This window comes from Streptomyces paradoxus, from assembly GCF_014202475.1.
Lineage (GTDB): Bacteria > Actinomycetota > Actinomycetes > Streptomycetales > Streptomycetaceae > Streptomyces > Streptomyces paradoxus.
In genome coordinates this window covers 552846-566866 of record NZ_JACHGV010000001.1, presented here as the reverse complement: position 1 = coordinate 566866, position 14021 = coordinate 552846, and the positions used below count along the sequence as shown (strand labels likewise).

Annotated in this window: 11 protein-coding genes and 1 tRNA gene; 8 read left to right on the top strand and 4 right to left on the bottom strand. The window is 72.5% G+C overall.

Annotation, left to right across the window (positions count from 1 at the left end):
* The first annotated feature begins 5 nt into the window (after window positions 1-5).
* Entirely contained in the window at window positions 6-920 is a 915-nt protein-coding gene (gene sucD / locus HNR57_RS02565) for a succinate--CoA ligase subunit alpha (RefSeq protein WP_184555218.1), read from the top strand.
* Between the two features lie 123 nt (window positions 921-1043).
* On the top strand, window positions 1044-2585 hold the full coding sequence (locus tag HNR57_RS02560; RefSeq protein WP_184555215.1) for an aldehyde dehydrogenase family protein: 1542 nt from the start codon (window positions 1044-1046) through the stop codon (window positions 2583-2585).
* A gap of 152 nt (window positions 2586-2737) precedes the next feature.
* Here HNR57_RS02560 and HNR57_RS02555 read toward each other — a convergent pair whose 3' ends face one another.
* Window positions 2738-4069 (bottom strand): DUF2254 domain-containing protein, encoded by a 1332-nt coding sequence (locus HNR57_RS02555; protein WP_184555213.1) that lies wholly within the window; start codon window positions 4067-4069, stop codon window positions 2738-2740.
* Window positions 4070-4211: 142 nt separating this feature from the next.
* On the opposite strand from HNR57_RS02555, the gene HNR57_RS02550 reads away from it, so the two are divergent.
* Window positions 4212-4296: transfer RNA gene (locus tag HNR57_RS02550), tRNA-Leu, on the top strand.
* A gap of 104 nt (window positions 4297-4400) precedes the next feature.
* On the opposite strand, the gene HNR57_RS02545 is transcribed toward HNR57_RS02550, so the two are convergent.
* On the bottom strand, window positions 4401-6116 hold the full coding sequence (locus HNR57_RS02545) for a sigma-54-dependent Fis family transcriptional regulator (protein WP_184555210.1): 1716 nt from the start codon (window positions 6114-6116) through the stop codon (window positions 4401-4403).
* A gap of 321 nt (window positions 6117-6437) precedes the next feature.
* Here HNR57_RS02545 and HNR57_RS02540 point away from each other — a divergent pair, with 321 nt between their 5' ends.
* The 5 genes from HNR57_RS02540 (at window position 6438) to HNR57_RS02520 (ending at window position 12465) form a co-directional block, all read left to right on the top strand.
* On the top strand, window positions 6438-8186 hold the full coding sequence (locus HNR57_RS02540; RefSeq protein WP_184555208.1) for an FAD-dependent oxidoreductase: 1749 nt from the start codon (window positions 6438-6440) through the stop codon (window positions 8184-8186).
* 45 nt (window positions 8187-8231) lie between these two features.
* Window positions 8232-9101 (top strand): intradiol ring-cleavage dioxygenase, encoded by an 870-nt coding sequence (locus tag HNR57_RS02535; protein ID WP_184555205.1) that lies wholly within the window; start codon window positions 8232-8234, stop codon window positions 9099-9101.
* Window positions 9098-10189 (top strand): maleylacetate reductase, encoded by a 1092-nt coding sequence (locus HNR57_RS02530; protein ID WP_184555203.1) that lies wholly within the window; start codon window positions 9098-9100, stop codon window positions 10187-10189. Before HNR57_RS02535 ends, HNR57_RS02530 begins: the two co-directional genes overlap by 4 nt.
* 380 nt (window positions 10190-10569) lie before the next feature.
* Window positions 10570-11412, top strand: coding sequence for an NAD(P)H-binding protein (locus tag HNR57_RS02525; protein ID WP_184555201.1), 843 nt, complete (start codon window positions 10570-10572; stop codon window positions 11410-11412).
* A 138-nt stretch (window positions 11413-11550) separates the two neighbouring features.
* Window positions 11551-12465, top strand: a complete 915-nt coding sequence (locus tag HNR57_RS02520; protein ID WP_184555198.1) for a YceI family protein — start codon at window positions 11551-11553, stop codon at window positions 12463-12465.
* Window positions 12466-12782: 317 nt separating this feature from the next.
* Here HNR57_RS02520 and HNR57_RS02515 read toward each other — a convergent pair whose 3' ends face one another.
* Complete coding sequence (locus tag HNR57_RS02515; protein WP_184555195.1) at window positions 12783-13250, bottom strand: hypothetical protein; 468 nt, start codon at window positions 13248-13250, stop codon at window positions 12783-12785.
* 136 nt (window positions 13251-13386) lie between these two features.
* A complete protein-coding gene (locus HNR57_RS02510; RefSeq protein WP_313672939.1) occupies window positions 13387-13689 on the bottom strand; it encodes a DUF6083 domain-containing protein in 303 nt (100 codons plus the stop codon).
* Window positions 13690-14021 lie beyond the last annotated feature (332 nt).

Here is a 14021-nt window from a genome sequence, read left to right as displayed (position 1 = left end):
ACGCCATGGCCATCTACCTCACCAAGGAGAGCAAGGTCCTCGTCCAGGGCATGACCGGCGGCGAGGGCATGAAGCACACGCGGCGGATGCTCGCGGCCGGCACGAACGTCGTCGGCGGGGTCAACCCGCGCAAGGCGGGCCGCACCGTCGACTTCGACGTCCCCCAGTGCCTTGAGGGCCTGGGAGGTGCCCCCAGGGCCGTGCCCGTCTTCGGCTCGGTCGCCGACGGCATGCGCGCGACCGGAGCCGACGTCACCGTGGTCTTCGTGCCGCCCGCCTTCGCCAAGGCGGCCGTCGTCGAGGCCGCCGATGCCGGCATCGCCCTCGCCGTCGTCATCACCGAGGGCATCCCGGTCCACGACTCCGTGGCCTTCACCGCCTACGCGAAGGACAAGGGCACCCGCATCGTCGGCCCCAACTGCCCGGGCCTCATCACGCCCGGACAGTCCAACGCGGGCATCATCCCGGCCGACATCACCAAGCCGGGCCGGATCGGACTGGTGTCCAAGTCCGGCACGCTGACGTACCAGCTCATGTACGAGCTGCGCGACATCGGCTTCTCCACCTGCGTCGGCATCGGCGGCGACCCCGTCGTCGGCACCACGCACATCGACTGCCTCGCCGCCTTCCAGGACGACCCCGACACCGAACTGATCGTCCTCATCGGCGAGATCGGCGGCGACGCGGAGGAACGCGCGGCGGCGTACGTCCGTGAGCACGTCACCAAGCCGGTCGTCGGCTACATCGCCGGTTTCACCGCGCCCGAGGGCAAGACCATGGGCCACGCGGGTGCGATCGTGTCGGGCTCCTCCGGTACCGCGCAGGCGAAGAAGGAGGCACTGGAGGCGGTCGGTGTGAGCGTGGGCAGCACCCCGACAGAGACGGCGAAGCTGGTGCTCGCGCGGCTGGAAGGGCGGTAGCCGGGCCACCGTGCTCGTGCGCGGCTGAGGCCGATTGCCGGGCCACCGACGTCGAACCACCGACACCGAACCACCCACGCCGATTCCCCGCCCCCGACTGTGCACCGAGAGCGGAGCAACCCCATGGCACCCACCCTCACCCTCAAGACCGGCACGTCCTGGTCCGACGCATGGCGGCGCTGCCTCGCCGCCGCCCCCGAGGCCTTCCGTGACGACCGGGTCCTCAACCTCTGGAACGGCGCCTGGCAGGCCGACGGCAGGGTCCTGCCCGCCGTCAGCCCGGTCGACGGCAGCCCGATCGCCGGCCCGCCCCGTCTGGACGGGACCACCGCCCACCGGGCCGTCTGCGCCGCACTGGACCAGCGCCGTGCCTGGCGGCACCTCCCCCTGGAGGAGCGCCGGGCCCGGGTCGCGGCCACCCTCGACGCCCTCGCCGAACACCGCGGTCTGCTCGCGCTCCTGCTCGTCTGGGAGATCGGCAAGCCCTGGCGGCTCGCCCAGGCGGACGTCGACCGGGCCGTCGACGGGGTCCGCTGGTACGTCGACGGCATCGAACCGATGCTCGCCGGGCGCACCCCGCTGGACGGCCCCGTGTCCAACATCGCCAGCTGGAACTACCCGATGAGCGTGCTCGTTCACGCAGTGCTGGTCCAGGCACTGGCAGGCAACGCGGTCATCGCCAAGACCCCGACCGACGGCGGTGTCGCCTGTCTGACCCTGGCCTGTGCTCTCGCCGCCCGCGAGGGAATCCCCGTGACCCTCGTCAGCGGCAGCGGAGGCGAGCTGTCACAGGCGCTGGTGCGGGCGCCCGAGATCGGCTGCGTCTCCTTCGTCGGCGGCCGTGACACCGGAGCCGCCGTCGCCACGGCCGTCGCCGACCTCGGCAAACGACATGTACTCGAACAGGAAGGGCTCAACACCTGGGGCATCTGGAACTACTCGGACTGGGACACGCTCACCGCGGTGATCCCCAAGCTCTTCGACTACGGCAAGCAGCGCTGCACGGCGTACCCGCGCTTCGTCGTCCAGCGACACCTGTTCGACGCGTTCCTGGCGGCGTACCTACCGGCGGTGCGGACGCTCGGAGTCGGGCATCCGCTCGCCGTGGAGCACCCGGACGACCCGTACCCGGAGCTGGACTTCGGGCCGGTGATCAACGCGGCCAAGGCGAAGGAACTGCAGGACCAGGTCTCCGAGGCGATCGAGCGCGGCGCCGTACCGCTGCACCGCGCCACGCCCGACGACGCCCGCTTCCTGCCCGGCCAGGACACCTCCGCCTATGTCCAGCCGGTCACGCTCCTCAATCCGCCCTCGTCCTCTCCGCTGCACCACGCGGAGCCGTTCGGGCCGGTCGACACGATCGTCCTGGTCGACACGGAAGCGGAGCTGCTGGCCGCGATGAACGCCTCCAACGGCGCGCTGGTCGCCACGCTGTCCACGGACGACCGGGCGACGTACGACCGGCTCGCCCCGCACATCCGCGCGTTCAAGGTCGGCCACGGCACGCCCCGCTCCCGGGGCGACCGCGACGAACTGTTCGGCGGGCTCGGCGCGTCCTGGCGCGGCGCGTTCGTCGGCGGTGACCTGCTGGTGCGCGCCGTGACGCGGGGCCCGGAGGGGGAGCGGCTGCCGGGGAACTTCCCGGAGTACCAGCTGCTGCCCTGAGGAAGGGGGGCGCGTCCGGCGCCGGTTCGCCACGCGGTCAGTCTGCGGGGGGCCGGCGTCGGACGCCGAACAGGATCCGTTCGTCCGGCAGGCCCGACGCCGAACACGGCCCGACGCCGAACAGGGCCCGGCGCCACTCGGGCCCTGGACTCTCAGCCGATCCCCTGCCGGTCCGGGTGCAGTGCGAAGTCCCGGTCCGCCGGGTTCGGTGCAGTCAGGTCGATCGCCTGGCGGAGCAGTTCGCGATGGCGCAGCAGCGGCGCGCGGCGCTCCGGCGGCGCGAGCAGGAGCAGGTCGTCCAGGCCGGCCAGCATGCGCCGGCACACCTGCGGATTTCCGGGCGCGCACCCCCGCACCTCGGTGAACCCGAGGTCCACCAGCTCGGCCCAGCCGGGCACCGGCTGCACCAGCCGCAGCACACCGGCCCGGTCCCGGTACAGGGCGGCATCCAACGGCCGTCGGCTCAGCGCGGCCAGGAACTGGACGATACGGTCCAGCGCCTGCACGGCCGTCGTCGGATCGTTGATCGCGGACGACAGGGCGCGCAACGCGATGTCGGCCAGTTGCCGCAGCCCGAAACCGAGATCCTGGTGGTAGGTCCGCTCCACCCCCACGGAGACCGCGTAGCGCAGTGCCCGGCGCGGCGGGACCGGCCCGCCGTGGACCGCCAGCACGGGCATGCCCGGCACCACGAAGTCCCCGGTCCGCGGGATCAGCCGCAGCACGACCCCGTGCTTGCGCGCCACCCGCACCAGCCGCGAGATGTGTACATCCCGCAGCACCCCCGCCCGGCCCTCGTGTGGCACCCAGGCGGTCGCGGCGCCCAGGCCGGGGTCGTCCTGCCCGCCCGCCGGCACGGGCACCGAGGCGGCCACCCGGAAGGACTCCGAGGCGATCCGGGCGATCACATGGCTGATCCGCATCAGCCTGAGAGTGGAGTTCACGTACAGCACGAAGAGCAGCAGGCTCAGCCCGACCATGCAGAGGGTGAGCACCGACTGCACCAAGGGCACCGAGGTGACGGCCCGGGGGTCCTCGACGCTGTCGAAGCTCGTCAGGACCAGCAGGGTCAGTACGAACGTCGCCAGGAACACCGCGAAGGTCGCCTTGGTGATCCGGCTCCGGACGAAGAGCCGCACCACGCGCGGGGTGAACTGCCCGCTCGCCATCTGCACGGCCACCAGCGAGATGCTGAAGACCACACCGATGAAGGTCATCATCGCCGACCCGACCGCGCTCACCACGGCCTTCGCGTCCTCCGCGAACCGCAGCAGTTCGTCGAGCGTCTCGTAGTCCCGGTCCTCCTGGAGCGCGTCGACGATCGCCGTGTCGAGCGCCTGCGCCCCCACCCAGACCACGAAAACGCTGACCATCGCCGCGGTCGGGGCGAACCAGAACGTGTCCCGCAGATGCTCCCTGAGCGGCGACAGCGTCCGCGGGCGGCGTCCCGCGGAGGAGCCCTGCGTAACCATCCAGTCACTCATGGTGCGACCCTAGAGGTATCGGAGCGCGAGGTCCCGGACCCCCGCCATGCGGACGGAAACGCAGGTGAAAGGCACTCCGAAACCTTGGTATTGTTGTCCGTGTCGCCGCGGGGAACACCCCTGGCAAGGCGGCAGACACCTGGTCCGGGTGGCGGAATGGCAGACGCGCTAGCTTGAGGTGCTAGTGCCCTTTATCGGGCGTGGGGGTTCAAGTCCCCCCTCGGACACAGACCAGCTCGGGCGGGTCGAGATCTTTCTCGACCCGCCCGAGCTGTTGTGCGCCGTCACGGCTTGCCGCGCGTACGCAGGGGCCGTCGTGCGTGCCCGTGACTCAGTGCCGGTATCCCCGCAGCTTGCGGTACAGCGTCGCCCGGCCGATCCCCAGCGCGGCCGCCGCGCGTGCCTTGTTGCCGCCGTGCCGGCGCAGCGCCTCCAGGATCGCCGCGCGTTCGGCGTGCTCCATCGGGCTGAGCGGGCGCGCGGCCGGTCCTTCCCGGACGGCGTCCGGCAGCTCCGCCCGGCGCACCGGCCCGGTCGGCCGCCGCTGCTCCGCCAGGGCCCGTACGACATGGGCCAGCTCGGTGACGTTCCCGGGCCACGGGTACCGCTGGAGCGCGCGCAGGGCGTCCAGGGTCCAGGTCAGCGGCGGTTGCCCGGGTGCCGGACGAGGTGCGAGGGCCGGCAGGAGTTCCCTGATGTCCTCGGTGCGTTCGCGGAGCGGCGGCAGGGCCACCGAGCGGGCGGACAGTTTGTCCAGGAGGCGCTGGAGGCAGGGGCCCACCGGTGCGCCGGGTGTGTAAGTGACCAGCAGCCGGGTGTCCGGGTGCTGGTCGAGCAGGGAGTTGAGTGCCGCCACGCCGGGCTGCGCGAGGCGCTCACCGTGACGGAGCAGCAGTGGGTCGCCGGGGTGCCGTGCGGGCAGAGCCTGGCCGAGGCCGGGGTCCAGCGCCGCGTCGGCGACCTGTACGGAATCCGGGCCCAACAGCTCCCGCGCCAGCGCGCTCTTGCCCGTGCCGCGCTCACCGGTGAGCAGCAGGGGCTCCCGGGAGCGGGCCAGTTCGACGGCATGGCCGACGGCGTGCCGCCAGGGGAGCGAGGAGCCGGTCAGCGCGACCGGCGGGGACGGGGCCGGGGCCGGGGGCGCCGGATCGTCGAGGGGTTCCAGGGCGGCCACGATCCCGATGGTCCTGCCGTCCAGGCGGACCGGAGTGACACGCGCGGTGCATCCGGCCCCCTCCGGCAGCTCCGCGAAGCCCGTGACGTCCGTGTCGGAGGCGCCGGCCGCCGTACGTTCCAGCACTCCGAGCACCTCGGGCGTCAGCAGCCGCTGGGCCGCGTCGCTGACCAGCCGGTTGCGGCCGTCGAGGGCCGCCACGGCCCGGTCCTGCCCCCGCGCGGCCAGCACGTAGGCGTCCAGCAGCACCCGTTCGCCCCGCCCGGCCCGTGTCCGCAGTTCGGTCTCGACCGCCGCGACCGTCGCCTCGGCGAGGGCCGCCTGCGGATGCGGCCGGCCCGCGGCGGACAGCCGGGACACGACCGTCAGCGTGCCCAGCACCTGCCCGCTCTCCGGGCCGAGCACCGGGACGCTGACCGCGGACACGTCCTGCCATCGGTCGAGGAAGTGCTCGGGCCCGTGCACCTCGGCCCGGCTCCGGGCACGCAGGGCGAGGGCCGCGCTGTTGTTGCCGACCTCCTGCTCCGACAGGACGGCGCACACACGCGACCCGGGCGAGCTCCCCGCCGTCCACAGCACGCGCAGCCGCTCGTCGGTCAGGACGAGCAGCGACCCGCCCGCGCTCAGTGCGGGGACGACCCGGTCGAGCACCGGCCGGGCGGCACCGAGCAGTGGCGACTCCCCGGGGAGCGGCGGACACGCCGACGGCTCCTCCAAGTCGTGCGGCACACCGAAGAACCGCGCCCGCCGCCACGCCGCGACGACCTCTTCCGGCACTCCCGGGGGCAGCGGACGCCCCGCCAGGAACCGCTCGCGAGCGGCGCGCAGCGAGGGCCGGGCGGTGGCTGCGGGGGAAGAGTCTGTGGTGGTCACGGCACGGACCACCGTAGCGCGTTCGGTTGAACGGGAAACAATCGCCGGTTCCGTCCCGCTTCACCGGGTGCTCGCACATGGCGCGGCCTGCCTCACCGGGTGCTCGCACATCGCGCGGCCTGCCTCACGGGTGCCCGCACACGCAACGGCCTGCCTCACCGGTGCCCGCACACGCAACGGCGCGCCTCACCGGATGCTCGTACCTGACACGGCCCGCCCCACCGGGTGTCTCGTAATGAGACACCCGCGACCGGCCGGAGGACGCCATGATCACGGACGTCCGGCACTCCCCGTCGCCCCAACCCCTCCGCAGGAGCCCCCGTGTCCACCGTCGTCGAGACCGACGTCCTGATCGTGGGCAGCGGCCCGGCCGGTGCCTCGGCCGCGCTCGCCCTGAGCACCTACGGCGTGCCCAACATCGTGGTGACCCGCTACGCGAGCCTCGCCGACACCCCCCGTGCGCACATCACCAACCAGCGCACCATGGAGGTGCTGCGCGACCTCGGCGTGGAGGAGCAGGTCGTCGCGCAGGCCACTCCGCAACATCTGATGGGCAACACGACGTTCTGCACGAGCCTGGCGGGCGAGGAGCTGGGCCGGGTGCGTTCCTGGGGCAACGACCCGCTCGTGCAGGCCGAGCACGAACTGGCCAGCCCCACCCGCATGTGCGACATGCCGCAGCACCTGATGGAACCGGTCCTCGTGAACGCGGCCGTCGCCCGCGGCACCCGGCTCCGCTTCCAGAACGAGTACCTCTCCCACACCCAGGACGCCGACGGCGTCACGGCCACCGTCCGCGACCGGCTGCGCGGGGACACGTACGAGATCCGCGCCAAGTACCTCATCGGCGCCGACGGCGGACGGTCGAAGGTCGCCGCGGACGCCGGGCTGCCGATGGGCGGTCAGATGGGCGTGGCCGGCAGCGTCAACATCGTCTTCGAGGCGGACCTGGGCAAGTACACCGCCCACCGCCCGTCCACCCTCTACTGGGTCCTCGCCCCGGGGGCGACGGTCGGGGGCATCGGCGCCGGCCTGGTGCGCTGCGTGCGCCCGTGGAACGAGTGGCTCATCGTCTGGGGCTACGACGTGAACGCCGGCGCGCCGGACCTGACCACCGAGTACGCCGAGTCCGTCGTCCGACAGCTCGTCGGCGACGACGACATCCCCGTGACCGTCAAGTCGTCCTCGGCGTGGACCGTCAACGAGATGTACGCGCAGTCGTACGCGAACGGCCGTGTCTTCTGCGCCGGAGACGCCGTGCACCGGCATCCGCCGTCCAACGGCCTCGGCTCCAACACCTCGATCCAGGACGCCTACAACCTCGCCTGGAAGCTCCGGCTGGTCCTCGACGGCACCGCCCACCCGAGGCTGCTCGACAGCTACACCGCCGAGCGCGCCCCGGTCGGCCGCCAGGTCGTCACCCGCGCCAACCGGTCCATCCGCGAGACCGCCCCCGTCTTCGAGGCCCTCGACGGTCTCGCCCCGCAGACCCCCGAGCAGCTGTGGGCGAACATCGCCGCCCGCAAGGACGCCACCGAGGCCGCCGAGAAGCAGCGGGCGAAGCTGCGCGAGGCGATCGCCTTCAAGGTCTACGAGTTCAACGCGCACGGCGTCGACCTCAACCAGCGCTACTCCGCCGAGAGCTCCGCCGCGATCGTCCCCGACGGCACGCCCGACCCGGGCTTCGCCCGCGACCCCGAGCTGCACCACCAGCCGTCCTCCCGCCCGGGCGCCCGGCTCCCGCACGCCTGGATCACCTCCGGCACCCGCACGCTCTCCACCCTCGACACGATCGGCCGGGGCCGCTTCACCCTGCTGACCGGCATCGGAGGAGAGGACTGGGTGCGGGCGGCCGAGGCGCAGGAGGTGGAGATCGCCACGGTGGTGATCGGCCCCGGGCAGCAGTACGAGGACCCGTACGGCGACTGGGCGCGGCTGCGTGAGATCCCGGACGCGGGCGCCCTCCTCGTACGCCCGGACGGGTTCGTCGCCTTCCGGCACGCCGGCGCCCGTCCGGACGCCGGGGAACTGCTCGCGGACGCGCTGCGGCGCATCCTCGGGCACGCCTGAGCGCGCCATCATGGAGGAAGCGGACGTCGACGACGAGGAGCCGGGATGACCACCGACGCGACCGGGGCCGGCGTCACCGCGCAGGCCCTCGACAGCCTGCGCGGGACCGCCGACCCGAGGCTGGGCGAACTGCTCACCGGCCTCGTCCGCCACCTGCACGATTTCGCACGCGAGACCCGTCTCACCCAGGAGGAGTGGGAGCGGGCGATCACCTTCCTGACGGCGACCGGCCAGGCCTGCACCGACACCCGGCAGGAGTTCATCCTGCTGTCGGACGTCCTGGGCCTGTCCATGCTGGTGGAGACGCTGAACAGCGATCGCGCGGCGGGCGCGACCGAGTCGACCGTGCTGGGCCCCTTCCACATGACGGATTCGCCGGTCCGCGCGCTCGGCGACGACATCGACCTGGTGGGCGGCGGCGAGAGGTGCGTGGTGAGCGGCCGGGTGCGGTCCGCCGACGGCACGCCGCTGCCCGGCGCCGTCGTCGACGTCTGGCAGGCCGACGACAAGGGCTACTACGACGTCCAGCAGCCCGGCGTCCAGCCCGCGGGCAACGGACGCGGGCTGTTCACCGCCGACGCCGAGGGCCGCTTCTGGTTCCGCACCTGCGTCCCGGCGGCGTATCCGATCCCGACCGACGGCCCCGTGGGCGTGCTGCTGCGCGCCACCGGGCGGCACCCCTACCGCCCCGCGCACATCCACTTCATCGCCGAGGCCGAGGGCCACACCCCCGTCACCACGCACATCTTCGTGGCCGGCGGCGACTACCTCGACTCCGACGCGGTGTTCGCCGTGAAACAGAGCCTGGTCCAGGACTTCACGGAGACGGACGACCCCTCGCTGGCCCGGGAGTTCGGCGTGGCGAACCCCTTCCGGCACGCCCGCTTCGACCTCGTCCTGGAGCGGACCGCATGACGTTCCAGGAGCAGTTCACCTACGAGACCCGGCCCGTGCGGGTGGTCTTCCGGCCCGGCGCGGCCGTCACCGCGACCCCGGAGGAGGCGGCCCGACTGGGCCTGCGGCGGCTGCTCGTCGTGTGCGGAAGCCGGGGCGAGTCCGTGGCACGGACGGTGGCGGACGCCCTCGGCGACCGCTGCGTGGGCCTGCACGCCGAGGCCCGCATGCATGTGCCCGTCGAGGACGCCGACCGGGCCGTCGCGGCCGTACGCGCGGCCGGTGCGGACGGCTGCGTCGCGGTCGGCGGCGGCTCCGCCATCGGGCTCGGCAAGGCGATCGCCCTGCGCACCGGACTGCCGCTGATCGCCGTGCCGTCGACCTACTCCGGCTCGGAGATGACCCCGGTGTGGGGCCTGACGGAGCACGGCACCAAACGCACCGGCCGCGACCCGGTCGTCCAGCCCCGCAGCGTCGTCTACGACCCCCGCCTCACCCTCTCCCTGCCCGTACCCCTGACCGTCACCAGCGGGATCAACGCGCTCGCCCACGCCGTCGAGGCACTGTACGCCCCGGACGTCTCACCGCTGGTGACGGTCATGGCGGAGGAGGGCGTCCGGGCGATGACCGAGGCGCTTCCGCGGCTTGCCGCCGACCCGGGTGACCTCGACGCGCGCGGCCGGGCACTGTACGCGGCGTGGCTGTGCGGCGCGTGCCTCGGCACGACCACGATGGGGCTGCACCACAAGCTGTGCCACGTCCTGGGCGGCACCTACGGCCTGCCCCATGCCGAGACCCACACCGTCGTCCTGCCCCACGCCCTCGCCCACAACGCCCCCGCCGCTCCGCAGGCGTTGACCGTACTGCGCCGCGCCCTCGGCACCGACGACGTCCCCCGCGCCCTGTGGGACCTGGCCGCCCGCCTCGGCGCCCCGCGCTCCCTGGCCGAACTGGGCCTCGCGGAAGCCGACGTGGCCCCGGCGGCGGACCGGGCCGCGGGCGAGCCGTACGCCAATCCGCGCGAGGTGACGGCGGAAGGGGTACGGGGGGTGTTGCTGGCGGCGTACGAAGGGGGCCCGCCGGAGCACACCCAAGGGAGCGCCCCCTAGTCAGGAGCCGCTCTACGGCCCTGCCGTGGGGACGGCTGTGTTCCCACCCGGGGAATGCCGGGCGATGAGCCGCAGAACGGACCTGACCAGTCTCATGACCCAGGCGTGGCGGTCTTGCGACTTGCCGACCACCGTCTCGTCGACCGGACGCATGAGCCTGACACCGCCCGCCAGAAGCCGTGGGCCGAGATTGGTCCGGAACGCGCTGATCTCATCGCGTCTTCCGACGAAGCCGCCTCGTCGTCGGCGGCGAACCAAGTCCTGCCGTGTGAACCGTCGTTCCGCCATGCCCCACCCCCTGCGGACCGGTATGGGAAGCCACGTCATTCTCCCCGGCCTTGCGGACGGAAACTGACCGCAAGCCTTCCTAGGGTCGTGGCATGACCCAGACGCAGAGGATCCTTGTCACCGGTGCCACCGGAACCGTCGGCCGGCAGGTCGTCACCGAACTGCTCGACCGGGGCCACGAGGTGCGCGCCCTGACGCGTGACGCAGCGAAGGCCTCTTTCCCGGCCGGCGTCGAGGTCGTCGAGGGCGACCTCACCGAGCCGGACGGCCTGGCCCCGGCCATGGAGGGTGTCACCGGCCTCCATCTGATCACCTTCGGCGGTGCGGCCTTCAGCCCGCTGGAGACCGGCCCCCGCATCCTGGAACTCGCCCGCTCCGCCGGGATCCGCCGCGTCACCGTGCTGCACGGCGGCGGCCCCACCCCGCTGGAGGACGCCGTGCGCGCCGACGACGGCGTGGACTGGACCGTGCTCATGCCGGTCGAGTTCATGGCCAACGCCCTGGACTGGGCGGACGGGATCGTGGCGGCGGGCGAGGTGCGGGAGCCGTTCGTCGACCGGCTGAGCGCCATGGTGCACGAGGGCGACATCGGCGCCGTCGCCGCGGTCGCGCTCACGCAGGAGGGGCACGACGGCCAGGAGTACGTGATCACCGGCCCCGAGGTGCTGACCCTCGGCGACAAGGTGAGCACGATCGCCGCTGCCGTCGGCCGGGAGATCGCCCTGATTGAACTGACCGAGGAGGAGGCCGTAGCGACGTGGCGGGCGGCGGGCCTCCCCGAGGACGTCGTCGGCTTCCTGCTCAAGGCGTACGGAGACACCCCGGAAGTGGGCCGCACGGTCTCCGGCGTCGTCGAGAAGGTCACCGGCCGCCCGGCGCGCACGTTCGCCCAGTGGGCCGCCGAACACGCGGACGCCTTCAGGGGGCAGCCCTGACTGTCTCGTATTGAGACACCCGCACCGGAGCCCGGTCCGTCAAGATCGACAAGGGGGTGTGACCGCAGCAAGGTGCGGCCGTCGGCGTGCGCGGAAGCGCCGTCCGTACGGCCGCACACCCGAAGAAAGGTGACCACCATGGCCCTCGCAACGCTCCGGCGCCGGTGGCTCAAGAGCACCCCCGCCGCAGCGGCGGGCCTCGCCCTCCCCCTCCCCGCCGGCGCGGGTGCCGTAGCCCGCGAGGTCGTCGACCCGATGGGCTCGCCGCTGGCCGCGGCGGACGTCACCGTCACCGCCCTGGACACCCACCGCGTCGCCGCCCGCGGCACGACCGACCCGTACGGCTACTTCCTCGCGGCCCTGCCGCCCGGCCGGTACAGCCTGCTCATCTCGGCGCAGGGCCTGCGGCCGCACCGCGAGACGATCGAGACGGGCCCGGGCGCCCCGCCGGCCACCGAACGCGTCTGGCTGCAGCCCGCCGAGGCGCTCCAGCTGCCGACGGCCGGAACCTGGCTCTTCGACCCACCGCACACGGCGATCCGGTTCATCGCCAAGCACGTCGGCATGGCCCATGTCCACGGCCGCTTCGAACGCTTCGAGGGCGGCATCCGGATAGCCCCGGACATGACCGACTCCCGCGTGCACGTCCGCATCGACGCCTCCAGCATCACCACCGGCAACAGCACCCGCGACAACCACCTGCGGTCCGCCGACTTCCTCGACGTCGAGCGCTTCCCGCACATCGACTTCACCAGCACGCGCTTCGCCTACCGGGGCGGCAGCAAGTGGACGCTGCAGGGCTCCCTCACGATGCACGGCGTCAGCCGCTCGGTGGCCCTGGACACGACCTACCTCGGCACCGTGAACGGCGGCTACGACCAGGAGTTGCGCTGCGCGGCCCTGGCGACGGCGGAACTGCACCGTGAGGACTACACCCTCAACTGGCGTTCCATGCTGGCCCGGGGCATCGCCGTGGTCGGCCCGACCGTCCAACTGGAGCTGGACGTCCAGGCGATGTACCGCACCCACGACACCCCGACCCCGCCGGAGTAGCGGTCCGGCCTGCGGGTTTTGCCGCTGTGGACAGGTGGCTGCCGAGCGGAGCGGCACTCTCGCTGTCGCCATCGGGCCAGTTCGCTCGCGTCACCGCCACCCGTCGACGTCAGCAACTGACGGCGCTTCGATCTGCCAAAGGCTCGCCGTGACGCATACACGCGCGGGTTGCCGGAGCCGGAAAACCGCGGCCCTGCCTGCTGGAATGAAGGCGACGAAGGGGTACCGGCAGCGACACAGTCTCCGGAGCGATTCCTGACGACAGCGCCCCGCTCCAGCCGCCACTCGGGGAGTGGGGCGCTTCGTCGTGCCCGGCGTCAGCCGGTGATCTCGCCGTTGAACTCGGGGAAGTCCAGGTCGTAGTTCTCGCTGTTCCGCTGCACCGTCACCACGATCTTCTTGCCGTACTTCGTCTCCAGCACGTGGTCGGCGTTTTTCCTCGTCTTCACCCCGGGAGCGAGCCGGCCCTCCAGCGGCTGCGACCCGTTCTCGAACATGGTGAAGGACGCCTCTCCACCGTTCGTGGCCCCTTCGACGATGAGCGACAGATCGTCCAGGGCGGCCGGCTCCTTGCTTCCGTTCTCCAACTTCAGCGTCACCCGGAAGTCAGTACTGCCCGGCTCAGGTGACTCCAGCACATCCTCGTCGAAGTCGGTGAACCTTTTCGCCTCGGTGACCGACACCTTCAGCCCGTCGGGCCACGTGTACGACTCGCCGAACCTCAAGCCCGCCGACTTCGCCCCCGTGTCGGCGTCAGTGCCGGCATCGTCGGCGCAGTGCTCCATCCACTCGGCCTGGTCGAGCGTCTGGCTCGTACAGTCGGCCTTTTTCGACTTGCTGGCCGGGGACTTCGTCTTCGAAGCCGAGGCACTGCCAGTGTCGTTGCTGCCGCATGCGGTCAGAGCGTGCCGGAAGCCCCGCCTACCCGGCGTCCGGCCACGCCTGCGGCAGGCGCGGCGGTTCCGGGTCGGTTCGCCGCTGCGCGGCCCGGGCGTTCTCCGCCCGCAGGGCCGTCAGCCACGGCCAGAGATCCGGCAACGGCTGCTTGGAGCACGCCAGCCGGTGCTCGATCCGGCAGCGCTGCGAGCCGTCCGGCGGGCACACCCCGTACACCGTGACCCGGCCGTCCGACAGAGTGATCCACCGGTGCTCTGCGGGCACGAGGTGCGCCGGCACCTCCAGCCCCGGCTCCAGCAGAACCCAGTCCTGCTCCAGCGTCGCCACACGATCCTGCGGCAACCGGCAACCGGCAGCGCGGACAAGCCAACTGGCCGAACTGTAATCGGCGCAGCCCCTCTTCGACAGCCCCCATACGTTCAGCGTCCGCAGTCACCGGCCCGGCGAGTAGAGCGCGAACCGGACGAGACCCCTGAGGTGTGTGGAGACCAGAGATGCGCAGCGGGGCTCGGCAGGTGCGGCCGGCAACTACCGCCAGGTCGCCATCGGCCGGGACGCGACGAAGACGGACCCGACCGCCCCGAACCGCCCGCTTCAAAAACCCCTGGCCCCGTCCCCGCCGCCCTCCCTACACTCACGCACATACCCGGCGCCGCCCA

Coding starts and splice junctions, on each gene's coding strand:
- sucD (WP_184555218.1), top strand. CDS start 6: ATGGCCATCTACCTCACCAAGGAGAGCAAGGTCCTCGTCCAGGGCATG.
- HNR57_RS02560 (WP_184555215.1), top strand. CDS start 1,044: ATGGCACCCACCCTCACCCTCAAGACCGGCACGTCCTGGTCCGACGCA.
- HNR57_RS02555 (WP_184555213.1), bottom strand. CDS start 4,069: ATGAGTGACTGGATGGTTACGCAGGGCTCCTCCGCGGGACGCCGCCCG.
- HNR57_RS02535 (WP_184555205.1), top strand. CDS start 8,232: ATGACCACCGACGCGACCGGGGCCGGCGTCACCGCGCAGGCCCTCGAC.
- HNR57_RS02530 (WP_184555203.1), top strand. CDS start 9,098: ATGACGTTCCAGGAGCAGTTCACCTACGAGACCCGGCCCGTGCGGGTG.
- HNR57_RS02525 (WP_184555201.1), top strand. CDS start 10,570: ATGACCCAGACGCAGAGGATCCTTGTCACCGGTGCCACCGGAACCGTC.
- HNR57_RS02520 (WP_184555198.1), top strand. CDS start 11,551: ATGGCCCTCGCAACGCTCCGGCGCCGGTGGCTCAAGAGCACCCCCGCC.
- HNR57_RS02515 (WP_184555195.1), bottom strand. CDS start 13,250: ATGGAGCACTGCGCCGACGATGCCGGCACTGACGCCGACACGGGGGCG.